At 64.9% G+C, this 26534-nt stretch carries 24 protein-coding genes; 19 read left to right on the forward strand and 5 right to left on the reverse strand.

The genetic code is table 11. From position 1 onward, the window contains the following. Positions 1-41: 41 nt before the first annotated feature. Positions 42-2273, forward strand: a complete 2232-nt coding sequence (locus AB7008_RS04880; protein ID WP_304492643.1) for a CHASE2 domain-containing protein — start codon at positions 42-44, stop codon at positions 2271-2273. 329 nt (positions 2274-2602) lie between these two features. Here the strand turns inward: AB7008_RS04880 and AB7008_RS04885 are convergent, their stop codons facing one another. Then, positions 2603-4198 carry an ABC transporter substrate-binding protein gene (locus AB7008_RS04885; RefSeq protein WP_248881283.1) on the reverse strand — a complete coding sequence of 532 codons (1596 nt, stop codon included), beginning with the start codon at positions 4196-4198 and terminating at the stop codon, positions 2603-2605. 199 nt (positions 4199-4397) lie between these two features. Here AB7008_RS04885 and AB7008_RS04890 point away from each other — a divergent pair, with 199 nt between their 5' ends. The 13 genes from AB7008_RS04890 to AB7008_RS04950 all read left to right on the forward strand — a co-directional run bounded on the left by AB7008_RS04890 (position 4398) and on the right by AB7008_RS04950 (position 18512). After that, entirely contained in the window at positions 4398-6053 is a 1656-nt protein-coding gene (locus tag AB7008_RS04890; RefSeq protein ID WP_441258533.1) for an ABC transporter substrate-binding protein, read from the forward strand. A gap of 201 nt (positions 6054-6254) precedes the next feature. Further along, entirely contained in the window at positions 6255-7208 is a 954-nt protein-coding gene (locus tag AB7008_RS04895; RefSeq protein WP_014498430.1) for an ABC transporter permease, read from the forward strand. A 3-nt stretch (positions 7209-7211) separates the two neighbouring features. Beyond that, on the forward strand, positions 7212-8114 hold the full coding sequence (locus tag AB7008_RS04900) for an ABC transporter permease (protein WP_014498429.1): 903 nt from the start codon (positions 7212-7214) through the stop codon (positions 8112-8114). Between the two features lie 3 nt (positions 8115-8117). Then, complete coding sequence (locus tag AB7008_RS04905) at positions 8118-9179, forward strand: ABC transporter ATP-binding protein (protein ID WP_441258534.1); 1062 nt, start codon at positions 8118-8120, stop codon at positions 9177-9179. Then, positions 9176-9373 (forward strand): hypothetical protein, encoded by a 198-nt coding sequence (locus AB7008_RS04910; protein ID WP_038933647.1) that lies wholly within the window; start codon positions 9176-9178, stop codon positions 9371-9373. The genes AB7008_RS04905 and AB7008_RS04910 overlap by 4 nt, the downstream gene beginning before the upstream one ends. After that, positions 9370-10785, forward strand: coding sequence for an amidase (locus AB7008_RS04915; protein ID WP_441258535.1), 1416 nt, complete (start codon positions 9370-9372; stop codon positions 10783-10785). Before AB7008_RS04910 ends, AB7008_RS04915 begins: the two co-directional genes overlap by 4 nt. Further along, positions 10782-11756, forward strand: coding sequence for an ABC transporter ATP-binding protein (locus tag AB7008_RS04920; RefSeq protein ID WP_441258536.1), 975 nt, complete (start codon positions 10782-10784; stop codon positions 11754-11756). Before AB7008_RS04915 ends, AB7008_RS04920 begins: the two co-directional genes overlap by 4 nt. Before the next feature lie 344 nt (positions 11757-12100). Beyond that, positions 12101-12370: a GlsB/YeaQ/YmgE family stress response membrane protein gene (locus AB7008_RS04925; RefSeq protein WP_441258537.1), complete on the forward strand. Its 270-nt coding sequence runs from the start codon at positions 12101-12103 to the stop codon at positions 12368-12370. Between the two features lie 253 nt (positions 12371-12623). Next, positions 12624-14372, forward strand: a complete 1749-nt coding sequence (locus AB7008_RS04930; RefSeq protein ID WP_028157237.1) for a type I secretion system permease/ATPase — start codon at positions 12624-12626, stop codon at positions 14370-14372. Beyond that, the gene (locus tag AB7008_RS04935; protein WP_041956365.1) at positions 14369-15703 is read left to right on the forward strand and encodes an HlyD family type I secretion periplasmic adaptor subunit; all 1335 of its coding nucleotides are present in this window, start codon (positions 14369-14371) and stop codon (positions 15701-15703) included. The genes AB7008_RS04930 and AB7008_RS04935 overlap by 4 nt, the downstream gene beginning before the upstream one ends. Before the next feature lie 215 nt (positions 15704-15918). After that, the gene (locus AB7008_RS04940) at positions 15919-17388 is read left to right on the forward strand and encodes an AMP nucleosidase (protein WP_441258538.1); all 1470 of its coding nucleotides are present in this window, start codon (positions 15919-15921) and stop codon (positions 17386-17388) included. Between the two features lie 119 nt (positions 17389-17507). Next, on the forward strand, positions 17508-18119 hold the full coding sequence (locus AB7008_RS04945; protein ID WP_441258539.1) for a tetratricopeptide repeat protein: 612 nt from the start codon (positions 17508-17510) through the stop codon (positions 18117-18119). A gap of 117 nt (positions 18120-18236) precedes the next feature. Beyond that, a complete protein-coding gene (locus AB7008_RS04950; RefSeq protein ID WP_028157241.1) occupies positions 18237-18512 on the forward strand; it encodes a DUF1488 family protein in 276 nt (91 codons plus the stop codon). A 168-nt stretch (positions 18513-18680) separates the two neighbouring features. Here the strand turns inward: AB7008_RS04950 and AB7008_RS04955 are convergent, their stop codons facing one another. After that, complete coding sequence (locus AB7008_RS04955; protein WP_028157242.1) at positions 18681-19163, reverse strand: CinA family protein; 483 nt, start codon at positions 19161-19163, stop codon at positions 18681-18683. 141 nt (positions 19164-19304) lie between these two features. Here AB7008_RS04955 and AB7008_RS04960 point away from each other — a divergent pair, with 141 nt between their 5' ends. From AB7008_RS04960 to AB7008_RS04970, 3 genes are all read left to right on the forward strand, one after another. Next, complete coding sequence (locus tag AB7008_RS04960) at positions 19305-20363, forward strand: amidohydrolase family protein (protein ID WP_028157243.1); 1059 nt, start codon at positions 19305-19307, stop codon at positions 20361-20363. A gap of 24 nt (positions 20364-20387) precedes the next feature. Next, positions 20388-21500 carry an amidohydrolase family protein gene (locus tag AB7008_RS04965; RefSeq protein ID WP_441258540.1) on the forward strand — a complete coding sequence of 371 codons (1113 nt, stop codon included), beginning with the start codon at positions 20388-20390 and terminating at the stop codon, positions 21498-21500. Positions 21501-21579: 79 nt separating this feature from the next. Then, a complete protein-coding gene (locus AB7008_RS04970) occupies positions 21580-21993 on the forward strand; it encodes a Rieske (2Fe-2S) protein (protein WP_441258541.1) in 414 nt (137 codons plus the stop codon). A 198-nt stretch (positions 21994-22191) separates the two neighbouring features. On the opposite strand, the gene AB7008_RS04975 is transcribed toward AB7008_RS04970, so the two are convergent. Next, positions 22192-23517, reverse strand: a complete 1326-nt coding sequence (locus tag AB7008_RS04975) for an MFS transporter (RefSeq protein WP_028157246.1) — start codon at positions 23515-23517, stop codon at positions 22192-22194. 143 nt (positions 23518-23660) lie between these two features. Continuing rightward, positions 23661-24560 carry a transcriptional regulator GcvA gene (locus tag AB7008_RS04980; protein WP_212488707.1) on the reverse strand — a complete coding sequence of 300 codons (900 nt, stop codon included), beginning with the start codon at positions 24558-24560 and terminating at the stop codon, positions 23661-23663. 110 nt (positions 24561-24670) lie between these two features. Between AB7008_RS04980 and AB7008_RS04985 the strand changes: the two genes are divergently transcribed. Continuing rightward, a complete protein-coding gene (locus AB7008_RS04985; RefSeq protein ID WP_014498412.1) occupies positions 24671-24874 on the forward strand; it encodes a DUF1127 domain-containing protein in 204 nt (67 codons plus the stop codon). A 68-nt stretch (positions 24875-24942) separates the two neighbouring features. After that, the gene (locus AB7008_RS04990) at positions 24943-25566 is read left to right on the forward strand and encodes an N-acetyltransferase family protein (protein ID WP_441258542.1); all 624 of its coding nucleotides are present in this window, start codon (positions 24943-24945) and stop codon (positions 25564-25566) included. Between the two features lie 54 nt (positions 25567-25620). Here AB7008_RS04990 and AB7008_RS04995 read toward each other — a convergent pair whose 3' ends face one another. Then, positions 25621-26460 (reverse strand): oxidoreductase, encoded by an 840-nt coding sequence (locus AB7008_RS04995; RefSeq protein WP_441258543.1) that lies wholly within the window; start codon positions 26458-26460, stop codon positions 25621-25623. Positions 26461-26534 lie beyond the last annotated feature (74 nt).

Consider the following 26534-nt stretch of genomic DNA (forward strand, 5'->3'; position numbering starts at 1 on the left):
CGGTGCGCCGGGCGCAATGCAGGTCAGGAAGTCCGACCAAAATGAAACGTCTGAAGATCCTGCGGCGGTGGTTTGCGCGGAAGCTAGGCTTCGCGCGGCTGATGTGCCTTGCGCTGCTGGTCGTCTTTGCGGGCTTTCGCGTCTGGGATCCACCGCCGATCCAGGAATTGCGGCTGCGCACCTTCGACATGTTCCAGCTGATCGATCCGCGCCACAAGGCGGCGCGGCCGGTCACCATCATTGACATCGACGACAAGAGCCTCGCCAAGCTCGGCCAGTGGCCGTGGCCGCGCACGCGGATCGCCGACCTGATCGTCAACCTCACCAATCTCGGCGCGGTGACGATCGGCTTCGACATGGTGTTTTCCGAGGCCGACCGGCTCAACCCGGATCTCGTCGCGGGCCAGATGCGCTCTCTCGACGACGCCACCCGCGCCAAGCTGCGCGAGCTGCCGACCAATGACCAGATCCTCTCGGAAGCGATCAAGCGCTCGCAGGTGGTGCTGGGCGAAACAGGTCAGCCGGCCATTTCGTCCGAGATCGACAAGACGCTTCCCTTCACCGGCGTGGCGACGGTCGGGGAGGAGGGCGCCGAACGCTTCCTGTTCGAATTTCCGGGCCTGCTGCGCAACGTGCCCGTCATCGAGAAGGTCGCCGCCGGCCGGGGCCTGTTCTCGATCAAGACCGAGCGCGACGGCCTGATCCGCCGCGTGCCGTTGATCATGCGCGCCCAGGGCAACATCATGCCCTCGCTCAGCCTCGAGATCCTGCGCGTCGTCACGAATACGCCGACGCTGCTGGTCCGGACCGACAAGACCGGCATCAGGGCCGTGCGCCTCAAGGGCGTGGAGATTCCGACCGACAAGAACGGCCAGCTCTGGGTGCATTATGCCCGCCAGGACCCCTCGATCTACATCTCGGCCGCCGACGTGCTCGACAACACCGTGCCGCCCGCCAAGATCGCCGGCAAGCTGATCCTGGTCGGCACCTCGGCCGTCGGACTAAACGACATCAAGACCACGCCGGTGTCCTCGACCATGCCCGGCGTCGAGATTCACGCCCAGGTGCTGGAGAGCGTGCTCAGCCGCGCGGTGATCTCGCAGCCGAACTATGCGCTCGGCGTCGAGCTGATCGCCGCGCTCGTGATCGGCCTGCTCGTCATCATCTTCACGCCGAATCTCGGCCCTGTCCGTCTGGTGCTCGCGGGCGCGATGTTTGCCGCCATCCTGGTCGGTGTGTCCTGGTTCTACTACGCGCAGTACCGCTACCTCATCGACTTCACCTATCCGCTGCTCTCGACCACCGCGATCTATCTGACATTGATCTTCGCCAGCTTCGTGCGCGAGCAGCGTCAGCGCGTGCAGATCCGCGGCATGTTCGCGCAATACATGTCGCCCGTCCTGGTCGAGCAGCTCGCGCAGTCGCCCGAAAAGCTCGTGCTCGGCGGCGAGGAGCGCGAGATGACGATCATGTTCTCCGACGTGCGCGGCTTCACCACGATCTCGGAGAGCTACAAGCAGGATCCGCAAGGCCTGATCGCGCTGATGAACCGCTTCCTGACGCCGCTGACCGACGTCATCATCGATCAGAAGGGCTACATCGACAAGTACATGGGCGACGCCATCATGGCGTTCTGGAACGCGCCGCTCGACGATGCCGATCACGAGGTCAACGCCTGCGAGGCCGCGATCCAGATGCTGGAGCAGATCGACGCCGTCAACAAGGAGCGCGAGCGGGAGGCCGCCGACGGCGGTCACGTCTACATCCCGCTCAATGTCGGCATCGGCCTCAACACCGGCATCGGCGTCGTCGGCAACATGGGCTCCGACCTGAAGAAGAACTATTCGGTGCTCGGCGACAGCGTGAACCTCGCCTCGCGCCTGGAGGGACAGTCGAAGGAATACGGTTTCCCGATCATCGTCGGCTCCAGGACCGCGCTCGCCGCCAAGGACAAGTTCGCGATCCTCGAGCTCGACTTCATCATGGTCAAGGGCAAGACCGAGCCCGAGGTGATCTACGCCATCGCCGGCCGCGAGGACGTGATGCATTCGGGTGCCTTCCAGCGCCTGCGCAACGTCACCATCGAGATGCTGGGCTGCTACCGCGGCCGCGACTGGCAGGGCGCGCTGAATGCGATCGAGCGCGGCCGCCGCAGCGAGGACGCCGACACGCTGGAAAAGCTGTTCAAGCTGTACGAGGCGCGCATCAAGGAATTCCAGATCAATCCGCCGGCGGAGGGATGGACCGGGGCGTATGCGCTGCTGACGAAGTAGCGGTGTGAGTGAGAGGGCATAGCTGGTGCCACATACACGCTGTCGTCCCCGCGTATGCGGGGACCCATAACCACAGGGAGCGGTTGCGGCGCGACCTGATAACTCCGGGTCTTCGCCAAACACCTCCCTGTGGTTATGGGTCCCGGGTCTGCGCTGCGCTTGCCCGGGACGACGGTTGAGTTCGACGCGCCAGCCTGCGCCAAACATCAACTCCCGTAGGGTGGGCAAAGGCGCGCAAGCGCCGTGCCCACCATATCTCCTCGCGTCGGCCTAAGGTGGTGGGCACGCTTCCGCTTTGCCCACCCTACGGCACCGGCGGTTGCCGCCCCTCACTCCGTCCCGATCGTCGTCAGATCCTGGAACCAGTGCTGCGCCTGCACGAACTGTTTGATCTTCGGCGACAGCGCATGCGGGTTGGTGTCGTGGACGACCCAGACCAGCACGGCATCGTCGACGATCAGCGCGTGCGCCTGCGCGATCAGATCGTCCTGCTTGGCGGTGTCGAACGTCTGCTTGGCCTCGCTGATCAGCGCGTCGACCTTCGGGTTCTTGTAGCCGCCCCAGTTGACGCCGACCGGCGCGATCTGGTCGGAGGCGAAGAAGCGGACGATGGCGTAGAGCGGGTCCGAGGTGACATAGGCGATGTTGTTGGCGGTGATGCCGGCATTCATCTCGTCGGCCGCGCCCTTGCGCCAATGCGTATATAATGTCTCGAGCTCGACCACCTTGAAGTCGATGTCGATGCCGATCTCCTTGAAGCTCTGCTGCAGGAATTCGTTCATCGGCAGCGACAGCATCTGGCCGGTGCCGCCCTGGGCGATGATGAAGGTGGCCTTCAGCGGTTTTGCCTTGGAGTAGCCGGCCTCTTCGACCAGTTTCTTGGCCGCGGCCAGATCATATTTCAGCTCGAAGCTCGGTTTGCCGAACCACGGGCTCGACGGGTCGACCTGGCCCTTGGCGGGCTTTGCCAGACCGTTCATCAGGCCCACCACCGCCTCGCGATCGATCGCAAGGTTCAGCGCCTTGCGCAGGCGGATGTCGGTCCAGGGCGAGCCCGGCAGCACGCTGAGGTGATAGTTCCAGACATGCGGCGTGACGTTGTCGACGATCTTCATGCCGGCCGCCTTCAGCTGCGGCACGGCATCCGGCGCCGGCGTCTCGATCAGGTCCACCTGGCCTGCGAGCAGCGCATTGGTGCGCGTCAGCGCTTCCGGCATCGGCACCAGCACGATCTTGTCGGCCTTCGGAATGCGCTTCTTGTTCCAGTAGTCCGGATTCTTCGTGAGCTCGGCGAGCTCGCGCGGCACGAGCTTGGTCAATTTGAACGGACCGGTGCCGGAGGGCTGGCTCGCGAACTTGTCCCAATCCTTGCCGAGCTTCTCGTACTGCGCCGGGCTCGAGACCAGGAACCACAGCATCTGATAGGGAAAGAAGGAATCGACCGTCTTGGTCGTGATCTCCACCGTGAAATCGTCGATCTTGGCGTAGCTCGCGACCGAGGGCAGGCGGGTCTTGACCTGCGCGCTCTGCCGCTTGTCGAATTGCGGCGCCTTGTCATTGAGCACCTTGTCCAGATTCCAGATCACCGCGTCGGCATTGAACTCGCTGCCGTCGTGAAACTTCACGCCCTTGCGCAACGTAAACCGCCATTTGGTCTTGTCGGCGTCATCCACCTTCCATTCGGTGGCGAGCCCGGGCACCAGCTTGCCGGGGCGGTCGGCGACGTCCATCTCCCAGGCGACCAGCGGATCGTAGATCGTGTACGCCGTGAACTGATAGGCGCCGGCGCCGCGATCGGGCTGGCCCGTCGTCAGCGGGATGTCCGCCATCGAGATGCCGTAGCGCACCACCGTTTCGGCACGTGCTGTGATCGCGGAAAACGCCAGCGCAAGCACGGCGAGGCAGGTCGATAGTCGGATACGCATGGCCCAAAACTCCCAGGAGATTTCAGGGCCAAACCTGCAATCTTGATGCCAGAATAGGCAGAGCAGGGCGCGCACCTCCGCGCGATCACAAGGACTTGTCGCCGCAGGGGCAATTCGCAGAATAAGTTTCTCCTTGGCATAGCCATTGCATACGATTGCATCAAAATTAATCATCGAAAGCGGGAAAAGGACTGAGGCGATGCTTATGAAGACTACGACACGCGCGGCGCTGATCGCGGCGCTGGCTCTGACAACGGCGGCCGCGTGGCCGCGCGCGGCCAGTGCCGACACCGTGCTGCGGATCGGCATGACCGCTGCCGATATTCCGCGCACATTGGGCCAGCCCGATCAGGGTTTTGAAGGCAACCGCTTCACCGGCCTCACCATGTACGACGCGCTCACGGGCTGGGACCTGTCCTCGGCTGACAAGGCGAGCGTGGTCATCCCCGGCCTTGCGACCGAGTGGAAGGTCGACGATGCCGACAAGACCAAATGGGTCTTCAAGCTGCGCCCCGGCGTCACCTTCCATGACGGCTCGCCGTTCAATGCCGATGCCGTGGTGTGGAACGTCGAGAAGGTGCTGAAGCAGGATGCGCCGCAGTTCGACGCCAGCCAGGTCGGCGTCACCGCGTCGCGCATGCCGACGCTGGCCTCCGCGAAGAAGATCGACGACATGACGGTCGAGCTCACCACCAAGGAGCCCGACAGCTTTCTGCCGATCAACCTCACCAATTTGTTCATGGCGAGCCCGGCGAAGTGGCAGCATTTCTACGACAAGGCGGAAGGCGCCGACGCCAAGGCGAAGTCGCAGGCTGCGTGGACCGCGTTCGCCAAGGACGCCGCGGGCACCGGCCCGTGGAAGATGGCGAGCTTCACCCCGCGCGAGCGGCTCGAACTGGTGAAGAACGCAAGCTACTGGAACAAGGATCGCGTGCCCAAGGTCGACAGGATGGTGCTCTTGCCGATGCCGGAGGCGAACGCGCGCACCGCGGCGCTGCTCTCGGGGCAGGTCGATTGGGTCGAGGCGCCGGCGCCGGACGCGCTGCCCGAGCTCAAGCAGCGCGGCTTCAAGCTCTACGCCAACGAGCAGCCGCATGTCTGGCCGTGGCAGTTCTCGCGCGTCGAGGGCTCGCCCTGGAACGACATCCGCGTCCGCAAGGCGGCCAACCTCTGCGTCGACCGTGACGGCCTCAAGGACGGACTGCTCGCAGGGCTCATGGTGCCGGCGAGCGGCACGTTCGAGCCCGGCCATCCCTGGCGCGGCAGTCCGACCTTCCAGATCAAGTATGACAAGGCGGCTGCGCAAAAGCTGATGCAGGAGGCCGGCTTCGGCCCGAACAAGAAGCTGACGGTGAAGATCCAGACCTCGGCGTCGGGCTCCGGCCAGATGCAGCCGCTGCCGATGAACGAGTATCTCCAGCAGGCGCTCGCCGAGTGCTATTTCGACGTGAAGCTCGACGTCATCGAGTGGAACACGCTGTTCACCAACTGGCGCCGCGGCGCCAAGGACCCCAGCGCCAACGGCTCGAACGCGACCAACGTCACCTATGCGGCGATGGACCCGTTCTTCGCGCTGGTGCGCTTTCTGCAATCGGGCATGGCGCCGCCTGTCTCGAACAATTGGGGTTTCATCAACAACCCCAAGTTCGACGATCTCGTGAAGAAGGCGCGCCAGACCTTCGATCCCGCCGCGCGCGACGCCGCGCTCGCCGAGCTGCACGCGGCCTCCGTCGACGACGCCGCCTTCCTCTACGTCGCTCACGACGTCGGCCCCCGCGCCATCAGCCCGAAGGTGACCGGCGTCGTGCAGCCGAAGAGCTGGTTCATCGACTTCTCGCTGGTGTCGATGCAGTAGTTCGCGCCACACGCTCAGTGCACCCTCTCCCCTTGTGGGAGAGGGTGGCTTCGCGGCAGCGAAGCCGGGTGAGGGGTCTCTCTCCGCGAGCGACCCTCTCTCTCATTCGATAACGCTGTATCTGCGGATAGATACCCCTCATCCGGCGCGCTGATCGCGCGCCACCTTCTCCCGCAAGGGGGGAAGGAAGAAAGAAGACCAGTGCTCGCCTATATCGCTCGCCGCATCGTCTATGTCATTCCGATCGTCATCAGCGTGGCGCTGGTGTGCTTTCTGCTCGTGCACATCACGCCGGGCGATCCGCTGGTCGCCGTGCTGCCGGCCGACGCCTCGCAGGAGCTCGCGGCACAGCTCCGCGCCGCCTACGGCTTCGATCGTCCGCTGCCGGTGCAGTTCGGGCTTTGGCTGCTGCGTGCCCTTCACGGCGATCTCGGCAATTCCATCGCGACGGGGCGCCCGGTGCTCGCTGAGGTCATGCGCGCGGTCAGCAACACCGTCACGCTCGCGATTGCGGCCGCCATCATCGGCTTCACGATGGGCATCCTGCTCGGCCTGATCGCCGGCTATTTCCGCGAGACCTGGATCGACAAGGTCGCGACCTCCTTCGCCATCGCCGGCGTCTCCGTGCCGCATTACTGGCTCGGCATGGTGCTCGTCATCATCTTCTCGGTGCAGCTGAACTGGTTGCCCGCGGTTGGTGCCGGCCCGAACGGCTCCAACTCCTGGGCCTGGGACTGGGCGCACCTGAAATATCTGGTGCTGCCGGCGATCACGACCTCGGTGATCCCGATGGGTATCGTGACCCGCACCGTGCGCGCGCTGACCGGCGACATCCTCTCGCAGGATTTCGTCGAGGCGCTGCGTGCAAAAGGCCTGCACGAAACCGGCGTGTTTCGCCACGTCATCAAGAATGCCGCGCCCACGGCGCTCGCGGTGATGGGGCTTCAGCTCGGCTATATGCTTGGCGGCTCGATCCTGATCGAGACCGTGTTCTCCTGGCCGGGCTCGGGCTTCCTGCTCAACTCGGCGATCTTCCAGCGCGACCTGCCGCTGCTGCAGGGCACGATCCTGATCCTGGCGCTGTTCTTCGTCTTCCTCAATCTGCTGGTCGACATCGCGCAAGCCGCGATCGACCCGCGCATCAAGCGGGGCTAGCCGATGAGCGAGCTTCCGTTGTCAGCCACCGCCGATGCCGCGCTCCAGGCCGCGCCCGCGACCAAGGCGCGCGGCTATTGGGCGACCGTCGGCCGCCGCATCGCCCGCGACAAGGTCAGCATGGCCTGCGCCTTGGTGCTGCTGCTGATCTTCCTGTCCGCGGTGCTCGCGCCATGGCTCGGCCTTGAAGATCCCTACAAGGGTTCGATGATCCGCCGCCTCCGCCACATCGGCACAGCAGGCTATCCGCTCGGCACCGACGAGCTCGGTCGCGACATGCTGGCGCGGCTGATCTATGGCGGCCGGCTGTCGCTGGTCATCGGCATCCTGCCCGTGATCCTCGCCTTCTGCATCGGCACCTCGCTCGGCCTCGTCGCCGGCTATGTCGGCGGCAAGCTCAACACCGCGATCATGCGCACGATCGACGTGTTCTACGCGTTCCCTTCCGTGCTGCTGGCGATCGCGATCTCCGGCGCGCTCGGTGCCGGCATCCTCAATTCCATCGTGTCGTTGACGGTCGTATTCGTGCCGCAGATCACCCGCGTTGCCGAAAGCGTCACCACCGGCGTGCGCAACATGGATTTCGTCGAGGCCGCGCGCGCCTCCGGCGCGGGGCCCTTCACCATCATGCGGGTGCACATCCTCGGCAACGTCTTGGGTGCGATCTTCGTCTATGCCACCAGTCTCATTTCGGTCTCGATGATCCTCGCCGCAGGTCTCTCCTTCCTCGGCCTCGGCACAAAACCGCCGGAGCCGGAATGGGGCCTGATGCTGAACACGCTCCGCACCGCGATCTACGTCAATCCCTGGGTCGCAGCATTGCCGGGCGCGATGATCTTCGCGGTCTCGATCTGCTTCAACCTGCTCTCGGACGGCCTGCGTAGCGCCATGGACATCAGGAACTAGGCCATGAGCGAGACCAACACATCCGTCGAAATGCTCGAGCCGGTCGAGGACGTCGGCGGCGTCGCGCAGCCGCTGCTCCAGGTCAACGGCCTGACCAAGCATTTTCCTGTTCGCGGCGGATTGTTCGCCGCCAAACGCACCGTGCGCGCGGTCGACAACGTCTCCTTCTCGGTCGCGAAGGGTGAGACTGTCGGCATCGTCGGCGAATCCGGCTGCGGTAAGTCGACCACCGCGCGGCTGCTGATGCATCTGATGCCGCGCGATACCGGCGACATCATCTATGACGGCATGACCGTCGGCCAGTCGCTGTCCTTGCGCGAGCTGCGTCGCGGCATGCAGATGGTGTTCCAGGACTCCTACGCCTCGCTCAATCCGCGTCTGACGATCGAGGAGTCGATCGCGTTCGGCCCGAAAGTGCACGGCATGGCGGATGGAACGGCCCGGGCGCTGGCCCGCGAGCTGCTCGGCAAAGTCGGCTTGCGGCCGGAAAACTTCGCCAACCGCTATCCGCACGAGATCTCCGGCGGCCAGCGCCAGCGCGTCAACATTGCGCGTGCGCTGGCGCTGTCGCCGCGACTGGTGATTTTGGACGAAGCCGTTTCGGCGCTCGACAAGTCCGTCGAGGCACAGGTGCTCAATTTGCTCGCCGACCTCAAGCGCGAGTTCGGCCTGACCTATCTCTTCATCAGCCACGACCTCAACGTGGTCCGCTACATCTCGGACCGCGTGCTGGTGATGTATCTCGGCGAGGTGGTCGAGCTCGGTCCGGTCGACCAGGTCTGGGACAACCCTGCGCATCCCTATACGCGCGCGCTGCTTGCCGCGATGCCGTCGTCGGACCCGGATCGTCGCACCGAAAAACCGCCGATATCAGGCGATCCGCCCAATCCGATCGATCCGCCCCCGGGTTGCCGCTTCCACACCCGCTGCGCGTTTGCGGAGCCGCTCTGCGCAAATGCAGCACCAAAGCTCACCGCTGTCGATAGAATGGGCCACGAGGCCGCGTGCTACATGGCGATTCCGGGGTCAGGCCATAGCCGCGCGCCCGCAGAGGAAACAGCATGACAAGACCGACACCGAAAGAGATCAAGCCGATCGCGCAAGTCGCGGGCGTTCCTGTCGATGACGAGATCGCAACGCGCATCTCCAACTCCATCGGGCCCGCCTTCGAAGGTTTTGAAGCCATCGCCGGCACGCTGCCGTTCGATCTCGAGCCCGCGCTCTATCCGATCGCGCAGACGCAGAAGGTGTCGAAATGAGCCGTGAGCCTGCATTGATGACGCTCACCGAGGTCGCGCGCGCGATCGCGATGAAGCAGGTGTCCTCGCATGAAGTGACGCGCGCGCTGCTGCACCGCATCGCGCAGTGGCAGCCGCATCTCAATGCCTTCATGTCGGTTGAAGCCGAGTCCGCGTTGAAGGCCGCCGCGGCCGCCGATGCCGAGCTCGCCAAGGGCAATGTCCGCGGACCGCTGCACGGCGTGCCGCTCGCGCACAAGGACATGTATTACGACGCAGGCTACGTCTCGACCTGCGGCTCGCTGATCCGCCGCGATTTCGTGCCGAACGTCACGTCGACGGCCTTGCAGCGGCTGAAGGATGCCGGGCAGGTTCGCCTCGGCACGCTGCATCTGGCCGAATTCGCCTATGGCCCGACCGGCCACAACGCGCATTACGGTCCGGTGCGCAATCCCTGGAACGTCGCGCACATCACCGGCGGCTCGTCCTCCGGCTCCGGCTCGTCGGTCGCGGCGCGCCTGACGTTCGCGGCGCTCGGCTCCGACACCGGCGGTTCGATCCGCATGCCCGCGCATTTTTGCGGCGTCACCGGGCTGAAGACCACCGTCGGCCGCGTCAGCCGCGCCGGCGCGATGCCGCTGTCGCAATCGCTCGATACCGTCGGACCGCTCGCCCGCACCGCCGAAGATTGTGCGCTGCTGCTGGCGCTGATGGCTGGTCCCGATCCCGCGGATTCGACCACCAGTCATGAGCCGCTGTCCGACTATGTCGGCGCCACCAAGGGGTCGCTCAAGGGCCTGAAAATCGGCGTGCCCGCGTCCTTCTATGTCGACGATCTCGACAGCGAGGTCGCGCGCGTGCTGGACGAGACCATCGCGGTGCTCAAGCGCGAGGGCGCCGATATCGTCACAGTCGAGCTGCCGGACCAGCGGCAATTGTCTGCGGCAAGCCAGCTCGTGCTCGCGGCCGAAGCGGCCGCCTTCCACAAGCGCTGGATGATCGAGCGTCCGCAGGACTATGGCCCGCAGGTTCTGATGCGGCTTCAGAACGGTCTCGCCGTTCCCGCCATCACTTATCTCGAAGCCATGCGCTGGCGTGGCCCCGCACTTGCCGCGCATAATGCAGCCACGGCTGGCGTTGACGCGATCATCGCGCCGGCCTCGCCGGTGCCGGCGCCGACGATCGAGGAGAGCGACGTCGGCGGCGGTCCGAACGCGCCGGCCATGGTGCAGCGGCTGACGCTGTTCACCCGCCCGGTGAATTTTCTCGGCCTGCCGTCGCTCACCGTACCGTCCGGCTTCACCAAAAGCGGCCTGCCGGTCGGCATGCAACTGATCGGCCGCTCCTTCGATGAAGCGACCTTGCTCACCATCGGCGCCGCCTTCCAGCGCGTCACCGACTATCACGATAGGTTGCCGAAACTGCCGTCATGACAAAGCTCGTCGACATCTCAGGCCTCAACATCCGCTTCACAGGGGAGCGCACGGTCTATGCCGTGAACGATCTCAGTCTCTCGCTCGGTGACGGCGAGGTGCTGGGCCTGCTCGGCGAGTCCGGTTCCGGCAAGAGCGTGACCCTGCGTGCGCTGATGCGGCTGCTGCCGAAGAAGCGCACGCAGATCACGGGCAAGATCAATGTGATGGGTCGCGACGTGCTCGCCATGAACGACGAGGAGCTGTCGTCGTTCCGCGGCCAGACCGTGTCGATGATCTTTCAGGAGCCCGCGCTCGCGCTCGATCCGGTCTACACCATCGGCGCGCAGATCGCCGAAAGCGTCGTGCGCCACGAAGGCAAGAGCTTTGCGGAAGGGCGGGCGAGGGCGCTCGAAATGCTCGAGGTGGTGCGCATTCCCTCCGCAAAGCGCAGGCTCGATGCCTATCCGCACGAGATGTCCGGCGGCATGCGCCAGCGCGCGATGATTGCCCTGGCGCTCGCCTGCCGTCCCAAGATCCTGCTCGCGGATGAGCCGACCACCGCGCTCGATGCCACCGTGCAGATCCAGATCCTGCTGTTGCTGCGCGAGCTGCAGCGCGAGCTCGGCATGTCCGTCATCTTCGTCACCCACGACATCGGCGTTGCGATCGAGATCTGCGACCGCGTCGCGGTGATGTATGCCGGCCAGATCGTGGAGCAGGGCACGCTCCGCGACATCGTCCGCACGCCGGTTCACCCCTACGCCAAGGGCCTGCTCGCCTCCACCATCCACGGCGCCAAGCGTGGCGCCCGGCTGGAGACAATCCCCGGCACCCCGCCCTCGCTGGCCGACAAGCCGAATAACTGCTCCTTCGCCCCCCGCTGCAAGCTCGCCGAGTCGCGATGCTTGGAGCAGCTGCCTGCGAATGTCGAGGTAGGGCCGGGTAGGGAGGCGAGATGCGTGCTGGCCGAGCCGGTGGCGGCGTCGTAACCGGTGGGCTCCCTCGCAGGGCTGGGGTGAGGGGCCTCTCTCCGCGGATGAGATAGTCGAGGGACCTGTACCCCCTCACCCGGATCGCAAGGGCGATCCGACCGCTCCCCGCAGGCGGGGAGAGGTGAAGAGCTCCGCGCACGTCTTCAGAATCCCTCTACGACAACACCGACTTGTCACAGTTCACCTCGCACCACCGGCGAACTGCACCCCTACTGTGCATGAGGTTGTTTTCGACATTCTTGTCTCGGCAGCCGCAATTCGGCCGCGGGGAACAGCATTCAGACCCCGTTCATCGCGGTTCCCGTTCCATGCCGGGCATTCCTGGGAGAGGGACCTCATTTATGTACATTTCGAACGAAGGCCTGCTCGTCATCCTGTTTGTCGGCCTGGTCGCCGGCTGGCTGGCCGGAAAGATCGTGCGGGGCGCCGGGTTCGGCATCATTGGCGACATCGTGATCGGCATCGCCGGCGCGCTGGTGGCGAGCCTCTTGTTTCCAAAACTGGGCATCCGCCTCGGCACCGGGCTCGTGTCCGAGATCATCTATTCCGCCATCGGCGCCATCATCCTGCTCCTGGTGGTGCGGCTGGTGCGCGGCGGCGGCCGGTTCTAGCGTCACATTGGCTCGGTGAGCCAGAACTTTCGCCTCTCCCCCGCTGGGGAGAGGCCGCGATGTCTGCTATAAAAAGCCGCAAAGACTGTGAAATACCGGACTTGCGTGTGAGGCCGTCAGGGGTGGCCTATCAGGGACCTGGATTAATTCGACTGCGTTCGTCGCGGGGAATACGATGTTAATCCGGGTCGCGTACCCCTGAACGACCTAGGAAATCAGGGGCGTTGCCCCTTACCCGAAAGAGATCAGACTGATGGCAGCCGTACCTGGCGTCCGCCGTTCAGAGCTCGGTGACGCCCTGCGTGCTTGTCGCACGGCGTTCGTCGGCGTCGGCTTGATGAGCTGCATGATCAACCTGCTCTATCTGACCGGGTCGATCTTCATGCTGGAGGTCTACGACCGGGTTCTGCCGAGCCGGAGCGTTCCGACTCTCGTCGGCCTGATCATCCTCGCCGGCTTCCTCTATATGGCGCAGGGCGTGCTCGACATGATCCGGAACCGGATCCTGGGGCGGGTCGGCACGGCGCTCGATGAAGCCCTCAACAAGCGCGTGTTCGACACCATCGTGCGCCTGCCGCTGCTGGTCGGGAGCCGCAACGAGGGCCTGCAGCCGCTGCGCGACCTCGACAATGTCCGCTCCTTCCTCGGTGGCATGGGTCCGAGCGCGTTCTTCGACCTGCCCTGGCTGCCGCTCTATCTCGCCATCTGCTTCGCCTTCCACGTCATGATCGGCGTGACCGCCTTGGTTGGCGCCATCATCCTGGTCGGGCTGACGCTGGTCACCGAGTTCCTCTCCCGCCAGCCGGCGAAGGAGGCGATGGGCCTTGCCGCCCAGCGCAACGATCTCGCCGCCTCCAGCCGGCGCAACGCCGAAGTCATGGTGTCGATGGGCATGACCGGCCGGATGAACCAGCGCTGGAGCGAGGCCAACGAAAAATACCTCGACGGCAACCAGCGTGCGAGCGACGTCGCCGGCGGTCTCGGTGCGGTCGCAAAAGTGCTGCGCATGATGCTGCAATCGGCCGTGCTCGCGGTCGGCGCCTATCTCGTCATCCACCAGGAGGCGACCGCCGGCATCATCATCGCCGGCTCGATCCTCTCCGCCCGCGCGCTCGCGCCGGTCGATCTCGCCATCGCGCACTGGAAATCCTTTGTCGCGGCTCGTCAGAGCTGGCAGCGCCTCACGCGCCTGCTGGAGCAGTTGCCGCCGCAGACGATGCCGACCCAGTTGCAGGCGCCCAACAGTCGTCTGTCGGTCGAGGGCGTCTCCATGGTGCCGCCCGGCGATCAGCGCCTCATCGTGCAGGACGTCACCTTCGCGCTCACCGCCGGCAATGGCCTCGGCGTGATCGGGCCGAGCGGCTCCGGCAAATCGTCGCTGATCCGCGCGCTGGTCGGCGTCTGGCATCCGGTCCGTGGCAAGGTGCGGCTCGACGGCGCTGCGCTCGACCAGTGGGCCTCCGACATGCTCGGCCGCCACATCGGCTATCTGCCGCAGGACGTCGAATTGTTCGGCGGCACCATCGCGCAGAACATCAGCCGTTTCGATCCCGAGGCCACCTCTGACGGCATCATTTCTGCGGCGAAGGAAGCCGGCGTGCACGAGATGATCATCAAGATGCGCGAGGGCTACAACACGCAGGTCGGCGAGCAGGGCACCGCGCTCTCCGCGGGCCAGGCGCAGCGCGTGGCGCTGGCGCGCGCGCTCTACGGCAACCCGTTCCTGATCGTGCTCGACGAGCCCAACTCCAATCTCGACACCGAGGGCGACGAGGCGCTGACCCGCGCGATCCGCAGTGCGCGCGAGCGCGGCGCCATCGTCATCGTGGTGGCGCATCGTCCGATCGGCGTCGAGGCGGTCGACCAGATCCTGGTGCTGCGCGACGGCCGCATGCAGGCGTTCGGGCCGAAGGAGCAGGTGCTTGCCCAGGTGCTTCAGCCGCGCGTGACGCCGCCGGCACCGATCAAGATCGTCAGCGAAGGCGGAGTGCCCAAGTCATGAGCACGATGGCTATCGGCGGCGGAAAGCCCGCCGCGAAGAGGACCGTCCGGGATTCCATCAAGTTTCACCTGATGCTCGGACTGGCCATTGTGGCGGCCCTCGTCGTCGGCCTCGGCGGCTGGGCCTCGACGGTGCAGATCTCGGGGGCCCTGATCGCGCCGGGCCAGGTCGTGGTCGAATCCAACGTCAAGAAGGTGCAGCACCCGACCGGCGGCGTGGTCGGCGAGCTGCGCGCCCGCGACGGCGACGTGGTCAAGTCCGGCGACATCGTGGTACGGCTCGACGACACTGTCACCAAGGCGAACCTCGCCATCGTCACCAAGAATCTCGACGCAGCGCTGGCGCGCGCGTCGCGGCTCCAGGCCGAGCAGCGCGCGCTCGACAAGATCGAGTTTCCGCAACCGCTGCTCGATCGCACCAACGAGTCCGACGTCAAGACGCTGCTCTCCGCCGAAACCAAGCTGTTCGACGTCCGCGTCAACGGCCGCGCCGGCCAGAAGGCGCAGCTCCGCGAGCGCATCCAGCAGCTCAACGAGGAGATCGAGGGCCTCTCCGCGCAGGAGAAGGCCAAGGACAGGGAAATCGTCCTGGTGCAGCAGGAGCTCACCGGCGTGCGCGATCTCTACGAGAAGCATCTGGTGCAGATCTCGCGCCTGACCACACTCGAGCGCGACAGCGCCCGCCTCAACGGCGAGCGTGCGCAATACATCGCATCGCGCGCGCAGGCCAAGGGCAAGATCACCGAGACCGAGCTTCAGATCATCCAGGTCGACAAGGACATGGTGAGCGAGGTCTCCAAGGACCTGCGCGAGACCAACGACAAGATCGGCGAGCTGATCGAGCGCAAGGTCGCGGCCGAAGACCAGCTTCGCCGCGTCGACATCCGCGCGCCGCAGGACGGCATGGTGCTGCAATCGACGGTGCATACCGTCGGCGGCGTCGTCACCGCCGGCGATGCCCTCATGCTGATCGTGCCGCAGGCGGACGATCTCCAGGTCGAGGCCAAGGTCAATCCTGTCGATATCGACAAGCTCCAGATCGGCCAGAAGACGCTGCTGCGCCTGTCCGCGTTCAACCAGCGCACCACGCCCGAGCTCAACGGCGTCGTCAGCCGCGTTTCACCCGACGTCACCACCGACCAGCGCACCGGCCAGAGCTACTATACGATCCGCGTGTCGATGTCCCCGGAAGAGGTCGCCAAGCTCGGCGACTCCAAGCTGATCCCCGGCATGCCGGCGGAAGCCTTCGTCCAGACCGGCGACCGCACCATGCTGTCCTATCTGATGAAGCCGCTGCACGACCAGCTGATGCGGGCATTCCGCGAGAAGTGACGCACGAAAGCGCGTCATCCCGGAGCGCGCTTAACGCGCATCCGGGATCTCGGGCGACATACGCGATCTCGTAGGGTGGGCAAAGGCGCAACGCGCCGTGCCCACCGCTCTTCGTGCGATGGTCAAGACGGTGGGCACGCTTCGCTTTGCCCACCCTACGGCACCTCCTTCTTTGCTATAGTTCGACTCAAGCCCAGCAACCCGGCGGTCGAACAATGCAATCCCCACCCTCCATCGCCACCAAATCCTTCACCGATGCCGTCCTCGCCGTCGCCCGCCTCGAGGAAATCTACGAGCGCAACACGAAATTCCTGCGCGACCGGTTCGAGGCCTATGTCAACGGCGAAGCGGTCACCACGCGGGTGCGGGCCTATTATCCCTTCGTCCGCCTCACCACCGCGACGCATGCGCGGCTGGACTCGCGTCTCGCCTACGGCTTCGTCGCCGGCCCCGGCGTGCACGAGACCAGCGTCACGCGGCCGGATCTGTTCCGAGCCTATCTCACCGAGCAGATCGGATTGTTGATCCAGAACCACGGCGTTCCCGTCGAGATCGGCGAATCCGCCGAGCCGATCCCGATCCACTTCGCCTACCGCCGCGACATCAACATCGAAGCCGCCATCACCACCAGCGAGAATTCCCTTGTGACGCGATCGCTGCGCGATGCGTTCGACGTGCCTGATCTGGCCACCATGGATGATTCAATCGCCGACGGCACCTTCGAGCTTCAGCCGGGCGCGCCCGAGCCGCTGTCCCTGTTCCGGGCTGCCCGCGTCGATTATTCGCTGCGGCGGCTCTATCACTACACCGGCACCGATCCCGAGCATTTCCAGAATTTCGTGATCTTCACCAACTACCAGTTCTATGTCGATGCCTTCGCGCAGCTCTGCCAGCAGCGGCTGCAGTCCGGCGAAGCCGGCCTCGAAGCCTTTGTCGCGCCCGGTAACGTGATCACTGGCAGCGGCGGCGCAACGAGTGGGGTGGCGCCTGCCCGCGCGCCGCAGATGCCGGCTTTCCATCTGGTCGCGCCTGGCTATCGCGGCATCACCCTGATCAACATCGGCACCGGCCCGTCGAACGCGCGCAACGTCACCGACCACGTCGCAGTGCTGCGCCCGCATGCCTGGCTGATGCTCGGCCATTGCGCAGGCCTGCGCAACACGCAGCGGCTCGGCGACTACGTGCTCGCCCACGGCTATGTGCGGGAGGACCACGTGCTCGACCGCGAGCTGCCGCTCTGGGTGCCGATCCCGGCACTGGCCGAGATGCAGGTCGCGCTCGAACAGGCGGTCGAGGACGTCACCGGCCTCGAGGGTTTCGAGCTGAAGCGCCTGATGCGCACGGGCACCGTTGCGAGCGTCGACAACCGCAACTGGGAGATCTCGGGGCCCGAGGTGATCCGCCGCATGTCGCAGTCGCGCGCGGTCGCGCTCGACATGGAATCGGCTGCGATCGCGGCCAACGGCTACCGCTTCCGCGTTCCCTACGGCACGCTGCTGTGCGTCTCCGACAAGCCGCTGCATGGCGAGATCAAGCTTGCGGGCATGGCCAGCGAATTCTACCGCCGCCGCGTCGGCCAGCATCTCGAGATCGGCCTGAAGGCGCTGGAGCGGCTCAAGCAGCAGGAATCGGAACGACTGCATTCGCGAAAGCTCCGCAGCTTCGCCGAAGTCGCGTTCCAGTAAGGACAACAGAACTGCCGTACGAACGCTGACGTCTCCGTGAGCGCAGCGCCCCGGAATATCGCTGCCAAGGCAGGGTTATCACGTTGTCAGGGGCCGCTTGAACAGCACAGGAGACGGAGATGTTCGCGAAGATGATCAAACTCGTCACGCTGGGTACATTTGCGGCAGCGCTGCTGGGCTCGCCGGTGTTTGCCGCGGGCGGAGGCGGAGGCGGGGGAGGCGGCGGTAACGGCTCCACCGATCCCTATGCCGGCGCCTATTCGGATCAGAGGCCGCAGCCAACCTATCCGAAGCGCCCGGGCACCAAGGCAACCCAGAAAGGCAAGAAGCCGAACAACCAGTCCAGCATCGGCGATCCCGCATTCGCGGCCGGCTACCGCGTCGCCTATGACACCATCTACGAGCGCAACGACTATGCGGCTGCGATCGCGCAATTGAAGTCGCTTGGCCATGACGACCATCCGAACGTCGCCAACCTCATCGGCTATTCCTACCGCAAGCTTGGCGACTACGAGCAGTCGCAGGTCTGGTACGAGCGCGCATTGAAGGCAGATCCGAACCACGTATTGACGTGGCAGTATTACGGATTGTGGCAGCTCGAGCGGGGCAACCGCGAGCAGGCGCTCTATCATCTCAGCCGGATTGCTGCCATCTGCGGGACGGATTGTGAGGAGTATCGATCGCTGGCCGCGGCACTCGACAAGCCGACCGGCACGGCGCTCGCCTACTGACGTTGGAGAGCAGCCGTCGACAGGCGCCGTATGGCGGCCATGTTCTTCAGCGCGGATGGTGACAAGGCGTCAGATTTTCAGCATTGTCCGGTTCGGGGGCGCGAACGGAACAATTGGATGCCGCTGACGCGCGACAAGATAATCGGCCATGACCTTGAACGGCTGGCCTTTCGCTTCACCATGACCGGTGAAGCCGGCGCCGTGCAGTGCCAGATCAGCGACGCCGCCATGGACGAGCTCGCGGGGATGCAAGGCACCGAAAGCAGCGCGCGCCAGGCGCAGTTTCTGTCCCTACGCGAAACCATCGAGCGGATCGCATCGGACCTCTATGATGAGGCGCCGCGGGTGCAGGGATATGTCGTGCGGATTTTCATGCGGAATTTGGAGAGGTAGAGTCGCCCCATATTTCGCTGTCATGCCCCGGCTTGACCGGGGCATCCAGTACTCCGTGACGCCTGTGATTGAACCGAGGCGCCGTGGCGTACTGGATGCCCCGCCTTCGCGGGGCATGACAGCAACGAAGTGGCAAGACTGTCCGATTCACTTAACCGGCGGCAGCGTTCACCCCTCCAGCTTCCGCAGCAACAGCTTCAGCGCCGTGGCAGCAAACACCTGCATGTTCGCAAACCGGTCGTTGCTGCCCGTCTCCAGCGTGATCACCTCCGCCGCGGGGCCGGCGACGGCCATGCAACTGTGCCCGGCGGCGTCGCCGTAGCGGTTGCCGGTAGGGCCGGCGGCGCCGGTTTCGGACAGGCCCCAGTCGCAGCCGAAGCGGCTGCGCATCCGTTCGGCGAGGAGGCTCGCATAAGGCTCCGACGAGGAGCGAAAACCCTTCATTCCTTCGTCCGAAATATCCATCAGCACGCGCCTGGCATCGCGGGTGTAGACCACGGCGCCGCCGAGGAAATAGGCGGAGGCGCCGGGCACCGCGAGCAGGCTGGCCGAGATCAGGCCGCCGGTCGAGGATTCAGCCACTGCAATGGTCTGTTTGCGCGCGATTAGATGGGCCGCGACCTGTTCCGCAATGCCGACGAGCTCTTTCATCCCTTTAACCTCTCAGTCCTCGCAACGGAGCTGTGCCTTCCTAGCATATGACAGCGGCCTTGGCCGAGTTGCGGGCGACGGGCAGGCCTGCTTGAATGGTGGGCACGACAAAACGTGACGAGGAAACGTGAAGGAGACGTGATGGCGTCCCTGATCGCCGGCGGGGTGGATTGCGACGTGCATCCGGCCGTGCCGCATCTGACCAGCCTGCTGCCGTACCTCAACGACTATTGGCGCGATCAGGTGACGACGCGCGGCATGGTCGATCTTGTCTCGCAATCCTATCCGCAGAATTCGCCGATCGTGGCGCGTCCTGATTGGCGGCCGGAAACGGGCAAGCCCGGCGCAAGCCTGGATGACATGCAGCGCCATCTGCTCGATCCCTTCCAGCTCACGCACGCCATCTGTAATCCTCTCTACGGCGTGCAGATGGTGTTTTCAGAAGATTTGCAGGCCGCCTTCTGCCGCGCGTTGAACGAGTGGCTGGTGAAGGAGTGGCTCGATCGTGATTCACGGCTGCGTGGTTCGATCGTGATCCCCACGCAAAGCGTCGAGAAAGCCGTCGCCGAGATCGAGCGCTGCGCACAGGACCGCCGCTTCGTGCAGGTGCTGATGCTGGTTATGGGCGACACGCCGCTCGGCAAGCGCGCGCTGTGGCCGATCTACGAGGCGGCGGAACGGCTCCAGCTGCCCGTCGGGATTCACGCCGGTTCCGCCTATCACAATCCGCCGACTGCCGTGGGCTGGGGTTCCTATCACATCGAGGATTATGTCGGTCAGGCCCAAGCGTTCCAGACCCAGCTCACCAGCCTGATCGTCGAGGGCGTGTTCGCCAAATATCCGCGGCTGAAAATGGTGATGCTCGAATCCGGCGTCTCCTGGATCTCCCCGTTTCTCTGGCGCCTGCACAAGTTCTGGCGCGGGGTGCGAATGGAGACGCCATGGGTCGATCGCGCGCCGCTCGACATTGTGCGAAGCAACATCCGGTTCTCTTTACAGCCATTTGATGCGCCGCCGGAACCTGAGACATTAATTCGCCTGTTTGATCATATGCAGTCCGACGAATTGGTTCTATTCTCCACGGACTATCCGCACTGGCAATTCGACGGCCAGGACGCGTTGCCCGAAGGTCTTTCCCCCGATCTCGTGCGCAAGATCATGATCGAAAATCCGCATGCGACCTATCCCCGCCTGACTTAGCCCGCTGCCAAAGGAGGCAAGGCGATGAACGTCCAATTCCGCGAGAGCACCAAAGCCGCTTCCCCACTGACCGTCAAAACCGCAATCGCGGACTGCGACATCCATCCGGCACGCGCAACCCGGACCGAGCTTTATCCTTATCTGGCCAAACGCTGGCAGCATCACCTCGAAGTCTACGGCGTCCATGCCTATCAGGGCATGATGGAAGGCCCGCCCTATCCGAAGGCCCAGCCCAACGCATCGCGCCGCGACGCCTATCCGCCGGAAGGCGGGCCGCAGGGCTCTTCATTGTCCTTCATGCAGAAGCAGCTGCTCGATCCCAACAACGTGGAACTCGGCGTGCTCAATCCGCTCAACACCGGGCAGGGCATCCGCAATCACGAGCTCTCGGCGGCGCTGTGCTCGGCGATCAACGACTGGCAGATCGACAAATGGACCAGCAAGGACAAGCGTCTGAAGGCATCCATTGTCGTCGGCAATGAGGACGGCCTGTCGGCCGCCGCCGAAATCCGCGAGCGCGCCGGCGACAAGAATTTCGTGCAGGTGCTGCTGCTCAGCCGCAACGTCGAGCCGCTCGGCCAGCGCCGTTACTGGCCGATCTATCAGGCCGCGGAAGAGGCGGGGCTGCCCGTCGGCGTGCACGCTTTCGGCTTCGGCGGCAATCCGATCACGCCGTCCGGCTGGCCTTCCTATTACATCGAGGAGATGGTGGGCCATTCGCAGTGTCAGCAATCGGCGCTGGCGAGCTTTGTCTTGGAAGGCGTGTTCGAGCGCTTTCCGAAGTTGAAGATGGTGATGATCGAGGCCGGCTTCGGCTGGGCCCCGTCGCTCGCCTGGCGACTCGACAAGGTCTGGCACCGGCTGCGCAGCGAAGTGCCGCATGTGAAGCGGCCGCCCTCGGAATATATCCGGGAGCAGGTGTGGTGGACCACGCAGCCGATGGAGGACCCGGAGCGGCGCGAGGATCTGTTCGACGTCATCAAATGGATCGGCTGGGACCGTCTGCTGTTCGCAACCGACTATCCGCATTGGGACTACGACGATCCGTCGCGCGTGCTGCCGGCGGGCGTCAGCGACTCCAACCGCGAAGCGTTCTATCTCGGCAATGCGCGCAAGCTCTATGGGATAGCCGCATGATCCGGAAAAGTGTGAAGTGGTTTTCCCTCGCGACAAACGCGGAACGCGTTTGCGCGGAGATCATGCGGAAGACATAAGCATGGCGCGGCACGTGATTGCGGCGGTGGATGAGCTTCCGCCGGGCACGCGAAAATTTCTGGAGATCGACGGACGGCCGATCGCGGTCTTCAACATCAAGGGCGAGTATTTCGGCCTGATGAACCGCTGCCCGCATCAGGGCGCGGCGCTGTGCGAGGGCCCGCTGATCGGGCTCGCGCAGTCAAAGGATCCTGGCGAGATCGAATACACCAAGCTCGGCGAGATCATCCGCTGCCCCTGGCACGGTTGGGAGTTCGACATCCGCACCGGCCAGTCCTATTGCGACCCCCGCCGCTTCCGCGTGAAGGCCTATCAGGCGCATGTCGAGCCGGGCGCGAGCGTGGTGAGGGGGCCGTATGTCGCCGAGACTGTCACGGTGAAGGTCGAGAGCGACTACGTGGTGGTGGAGCTGTAGCTGCACCCTTCATCCTCCCCTGGAGGGGGAGGGGCGATCGCGCGCAGCGCGAGCGGGTGGGGTGATCTCTCCCCCACGGGCATCGTTCGACGCGGAGGAACCTTCACCCCACCCCGTCTCACATTTTCGCTGCGCTCAATTGAGCCGCCCCTCCCCCTTCCAGGGGAGGGTAAGAGACGACGATGATCGAAGTGACCATCAATGCCCCGCAACCGGCTCCGCCGCCGTATCGTATGTCGGCACAGCCTTGCCGCCGCCGCGATACACGACCAGCGCGGCGATGATGCCGAGCGCCGCCGCGAACATCAGCCAGAGACCGGGTGCGGCCTTGTTGCCGGTGTAGTCGATCAGCAAGGTCGAGGCGAACGGCGTGAACGTGCCGAACAGCGCGGCGGCGAGCGCGAAGGCGAGCGAGAAGCAGGTGGTCCGCACATGCGCCGGCACGATCTCGACCAACGCGCCGAGCATGGTGCCGCTGTACATGCCGAAATAGAACGAGAACATCATCTCGACGGCGAGCAGCTTGCCGAACGTCGGCGCGGCTACCAGCCAGGACAGCGCCGGGTAGGCGGTGATGAGCGCGAGGCAGGCGATGCCGATCAGCACAGGCTTGCGGCCGATGCGGTCGGACAGCGCGCCACCGACCGGATTCCAGAAGAAGTTGGTCACGGCGACGAGCAGCGTCACGAGCAGTGCGTCCTGCGTCGAGAGCTTCAGCACCGTCTTGCCGAAGGTCGGGGTGTACACGGTGACGAAGTAGAACGTCGTCGTGGTCAGGACCGCGATCATCATGCCGAGGATGACGATGCGCCAATTGGCGAACGCGGAGGCGAACACTTCGCTCGCGGTCGGATGCTTCTTCATGGCGAGGAAGGCCGGTGTCTCCTCGAGCGTCCGCCGCAGGAAGAAGATCAAGGGAATGATCAGGCAGCCGACGAAGAAGGGAATGCGCCAGCCCCAGGCGGCCACGGTGTCGGCCGGCATCACCTCGGACAGGATGAAGCCGAGGATCGAGGCGACGAAGATCGCGACCTGCTGGCTCGACGACTGGAACGAGGTGTAGAAGCCGCGATTGCCGGGCGTGGAGATTTCCGCGAGATACACCGAGACGCCGCCGAGCTCGACGCCGGCGGAGAAGCCCTGCAGTAGGCGGCCGATCAGCACGATGACGGGCGCCGCGATGCCGATGGTCGCATAGCTCGGGCAGAACGCGATCACGACGGTGCCGATGGCCATGATGCCGAGCGTGACGATCAGGCCCTGGCGGCGGCCGATGCGGTCGATGTAGGCGCCGAGCACGATCGCGCCGACGGGGCGCATCAAGGCGCCGAGCCAGAACACGCCGAAAGTATTGAGCAGCGACGCCGTCTCGTTGGTCGAGGGGAAGAACGCCTTGCCGATCGCGGCGGCATAGAAGCCGAACAGGAAGAAATCGAACTGCTCGAGAAAATTGCCGGAGGTGGCGCGCAGGATCGCGCCGATGCGCGACTTGATCTCGGGCGGATTGGTTGCTGGTCCAGCCATGTCGTTACTCCCCTGGAAGGCGTGGCCGGACCGGAACTCATTTCACGGCAACGCAGCCGATTGTCGGCTGCGACAATCTGTCCTACCCCTCTCGCGCGGCGCGCGGCGAGTCAATCGATTTCACCGGGGAAGCTGATGATTTTTCACGCTTTATTCTGCGTTGCAGCGATCATCCATTCGCGGAACGCGGCCAGCTTCGGCGCCTCGCGCCGTCCCTCCGGCGCGACCAGGTAGAAGCCCGCATCGGCCGGCAGCGCGATCTTGAACGGCACCACGAGCCGGCCCTTGGCGATGTCGTCCTGGACGTAGGAGGTCCGGCCCATCGCCACGCCGATGCCGTCGATTGCGGCCTGGATGGTCATGAAGATCATGTCGAAGGTGATCCCGGGCTGCCTGGCGATGTCGCCGGGAAGGCCGGCCGCCGTCAGCCATAGCCGCCAGTCATCGCTGTTGGCATTGGAGGTGTGCAGCAGCGGATAGCCCCGGAGATCCTCAGGCTGGCGCAGCGGCTTGTCGCCGCGCAGCAGCGACGGACTGCACACCGGAAACAGCTCGTCCGCCATCAGCCAGTCGGCGCGCAGGCCCGGCCATTGACCGCGGCCATAGCGAATCGCGGCATCGACATTGTCGCGCTGGAAATCGACGAGGCTGGTCGAGGTGGTGATGCGGACGTCGATGCCGGGGTGCTGCTCCTGGAAATCGGTCAGCCGCGGCAGCAGCCATTTCGCGGCGAGCGATGCCAGCGTCGAGACGGTCAGCACCTTGTCGTCGTCCTTGCGCAGCAGCCGGTCGGTGGCGAGGCGGAGGTCGTTGAAGGCGGCGCGGACGCCCGGCAAATAGTCGCGCGCCTCCGGCGTCAGCGCCAGCGCGCGGTTCTGCCGAACGAACAGGCGGATGCCGAGCTCCTCCTCGAGCCGCCGGATCTGATGGCTGATCGCGGTCTGGGTCACGTTCAGCTCGGACGCGGCCAGCGTGAAGCTGAGATGGCGCGCGGCAGCCTCAAAGGCCCGCAATCCGTTCAGGGAGGGCAATCTGGCAGTCATCTGGCAGCAGGATGCATGACGTTATTTCATGCGAAGGGGTACAAATTGTCGTTTGTCGCAGAGCGGCGGCAAGCAGATATTAGCGGTCAAGTTAGCTCAAGGAGCTGAAAATGTCTACTTTGACCCACAATTCGATGACAAATCATCATGCGCCCGGCCTCATCCAGCAGATCGGCGAGACGCTTCACGTCTGGCACGAGCGCTACCGGACCCGCCGCGAACTGACCAACTGGACGGCCCGCGATCTCCACGACGTCGGGCTGTCCTGGACCGACATCGCCTACGAGGCTGACAAACCCTTCTGGCGGGCCTGATTGGCCGCCAGGCCGGCGCCGCCTGATCACAGGGGCGCCGGCGGTCCCTCTCTCCGCAGGTTGGTGTCATGAGCAGTCTTCGCCTGGAAGATCTGAAGCAATATTCGGATGTGCTGCGCACCCGGCAGGGTGAGGCGATCAACATTCGCTTCGTCGAGCCGCGCGACACCGAGGAGCTTCAGCACTATTTCCGCTCGCTCTCGACCCGCTCCCGCTACAACCGCTTCTTCGGTGCGATCAGCGAATTGCCGAAGGGCCTGCTGAGCGAATTCCTCGATGTCGGCGCGCGCGAGCGTTTCACTGTGGTCGCGACCAAGATGGTCGACGGCTTCGAGACCATCGTTGCCGAAGCGCGCTACGCCTTCCATGCCGAGACCTCCATGCTCGAGTTCGGCCTGTCGGTCGACGATCGCTGGCAGGGCCACGGCATCGCCACCGCGCTGATGAAGAATCTCGAATGCCGCGCGGCAGCTTTTGGTGCCGAGCACATGTTCGGCGACACGCTGCGCTCCAACGAGACCATGATCTCGCTCGCCCGCAAATCCGGTTTCGCTTTCGTCAATCATCCCGACGACTGGAAGCTGGTGCGCTTCGACAAGGAGATCGCCGTCGCGCCGAAAGACATTCCCTGTGCGAGTTGGCGCCTCGCCGCCCTTTCCCGTCAGGCCGACAGCCCCTCAGCCTCGGCCTGACACCACTCCGAGCCCGGCCTGGTCATCCAGAGCCGGGCCTTTTTTTGCCCTCGCTCAAGCGCCGTCGTTGGTGAAGTCGGTCGAGGTCGCGACGGATCGCCATCCCGCCAGCTCCCGCGCAACGAATGCGTTCTTCGCCTCGATCCGCTCCACCGTGTCGCTGCCGAGCGGCAGGCGCAGCGGCGGGGTCTTGGCATCGACCAGCGTCAGGAAGGCCTGCGCCAGCTTGCGCGGATCGCCGCGCTGGCCGTGGTTGAATTCGGCGGCGTGAGCGCGGGTCTTGCCGACACTCTCGTGATAGTCGTCGATCACCTGCGCGGTGCGCGACAGCGAGGTGTCGTCGAGGAAGTCGGTGCGGAAGAAGCCGGGCTCGACCACGGTGACCTTGATGCCGAGCGGCGCCACTTCGCCGGCCAGCGCTTCGCTTAGGCCCTCGACCGCGAACTTGGTCGCGCCATAGACGCCCCAGCCGGGATAGCCGGTGTAGCCGCCGACCGACGAGATGTTGATGACGTGGCCCGAGCGCTGGCGGCGCATATGCGGCAGCACCGCGCGGGTGACACCGAGCAGGCCGAACACATTCGTGCCGAACAGCTTTTGCGTCTCCGCGCCGCTGGCCTCCTCGATCGCACCGAGCAGGCCGTAGCCGGCATTGTTGACCAGGATATCGATGCGCCCGAAGTGCTTCACGGCCTGGCCCGCCGCCTCATGCGCCTCGGCCTCGCTGGTGACGTCGAGCCGGGTGGCGAGCAGGCGCTCGTGGCTGCCGAGGCGCGCGGTGATGGTGGACGGATCGCGCGCGGTCGCGACCACCGCATCGCCGGCCTTCAAGACGGCTTCGGCGATCAAAGCGCCAAATCCGCGGGATGCTCCTGTGATGAACCAGACACGCATGATGTTGCCCTTTCAATTTTGGTCCGGCGATGTGCCGAGCCGATGGGCAAGGTGTAGCGGCTCGCCATAGCTGA

This window comes from Bradyrhizobium sp. 521_C7_N1_3 (assembly GCF_052075975.1).
Lineage (GTDB): Bacteria > Pseudomonadota > Alphaproteobacteria > Rhizobiales > Xanthobacteraceae > Bradyrhizobium > Bradyrhizobium japonicum.

What these genes read in the sequence shown, in the direction of transcription:
- AB7008_RS04880 (WP_304492643.1), top strand. Translation starts at nt 42, where the DNA reads ATGAAACGTCTGAAGATCCTGCGGCGGTGGTTTGCGCGGAAGCTAGGC.
- AB7008_RS04885 (WP_248881283.1), bottom strand. Translation starts at nt 4,198, where the DNA reads ATGCGTATCCGACTATCGACCTGCCTCGCCGTGCTTGCGCTGGCGTTT.
- AB7008_RS04890 (WP_441258533.1), top strand. Translation starts at nt 4,398, where the DNA reads ATGCTTATGAAGACTACGACACGCGCGGCGCTGATCGCGGCGCTGGCT.
- AB7008_RS04900 (WP_014498429.1), top strand. Translation starts at nt 7,212, where the DNA reads ATGAGCGAGCTTCCGTTGTCAGCCACCGCCGATGCCGCGCTCCAGGCC.
- AB7008_RS04905 (WP_441258534.1), top strand. Translation starts at nt 8,118, where the DNA reads ATGAGCGAGACCAACACATCCGTCGAAATGCTCGAGCCGGTCGAGGAC.
- AB7008_RS04910 (WP_038933647.1), top strand. Translation starts at nt 9,176, where the DNA reads ATGACAAGACCGACACCGAAAGAGATCAAGCCGATCGCGCAAGTCGCG.
- AB7008_RS04915 (WP_441258535.1), top strand. Translation starts at nt 9,370, where the DNA reads ATGAGCCGTGAGCCTGCATTGATGACGCTCACCGAGGTCGCGCGCGCG.
- AB7008_RS04920 (WP_441258536.1), top strand. Translation starts at nt 10,782, where the DNA reads ATGACAAAGCTCGTCGACATCTCAGGCCTCAACATCCGCTTCACAGGG.
- AB7008_RS04925 (WP_441258537.1), top strand. Translation starts at nt 12,101, where the DNA reads ATGTACATTTCGAACGAAGGCCTGCTCGTCATCCTGTTTGTCGGCCTG.
- AB7008_RS04930 (WP_028157237.1), top strand. Translation starts at nt 12,624, where the DNA reads ATGGCAGCCGTACCTGGCGTCCGCCGTTCAGAGCTCGGTGACGCCCTG.
- AB7008_RS04935 (WP_041956365.1), top strand. Translation starts at nt 14,369, where the DNA reads ATGAGCACGATGGCTATCGGCGGCGGAAAGCCCGCCGCGAAGAGGACC.
- AB7008_RS04940 (WP_441258538.1), top strand. Translation starts at nt 15,919, where the DNA reads ATGCAATCCCCACCCTCCATCGCCACCAAATCCTTCACCGATGCCGTC.
- AB7008_RS04945 (WP_441258539.1), top strand. Translation starts at nt 17,508, where the DNA reads ATGTTCGCGAAGATGATCAAACTCGTCACGCTGGGTACATTTGCGGCA.
- AB7008_RS04950 (WP_028157241.1), top strand. Translation starts at nt 18,237, where the DNA reads ATGCCGCTGACGCGCGACAAGATAATCGGCCATGACCTTGAACGGCTG.
- AB7008_RS04955 (WP_028157242.1), bottom strand. Translation starts at nt 19,163, where the DNA reads ATGAAAGAGCTCGTCGGCATTGCGGAACAGGTCGCGGCCCATCTAATC.
- AB7008_RS04960 (WP_028157243.1), top strand. Translation starts at nt 19,305, where the DNA reads ATGGCGTCCCTGATCGCCGGCGGGGTGGATTGCGACGTGCATCCGGCC.
- AB7008_RS04965 (WP_441258540.1), top strand. Translation starts at nt 20,388, where the DNA reads ATGAACGTCCAATTCCGCGAGAGCACCAAAGCCGCTTCCCCACTGACC.
- AB7008_RS04970 (WP_441258541.1), top strand. Translation starts at nt 21,580, where the DNA reads ATGGCGCGGCACGTGATTGCGGCGGTGGATGAGCTTCCGCCGGGCACG.
- AB7008_RS04975 (WP_028157246.1), bottom strand. Translation starts at nt 23,517, where the DNA reads ATGGCTGGACCAGCAACCAATCCGCCCGAGATCAAGTCGCGCATCGGC.
- AB7008_RS04980 (WP_212488707.1), bottom strand. Translation starts at nt 24,560, where the DNA reads ATGACTGCCAGATTGCCCTCCCTGAACGGATTGCGGGCCTTTGAGGCT.
- AB7008_RS04985 (WP_014498412.1), top strand. Translation starts at nt 24,671, where the DNA reads ATGTCTACTTTGACCCACAATTCGATGACAAATCATCATGCGCCCGGC.
- AB7008_RS04990 (WP_441258542.1), top strand. Translation starts at nt 24,943, where the DNA reads ATGAGCAGTCTTCGCCTGGAAGATCTGAAGCAATATTCGGATGTGCTG.
- AB7008_RS04995 (WP_441258543.1), bottom strand. Translation starts at nt 26,460, where the DNA reads ATGCGTGTCTGGTTCATCACAGGAGCATCCCGCGGATTTGGCGCTTTG.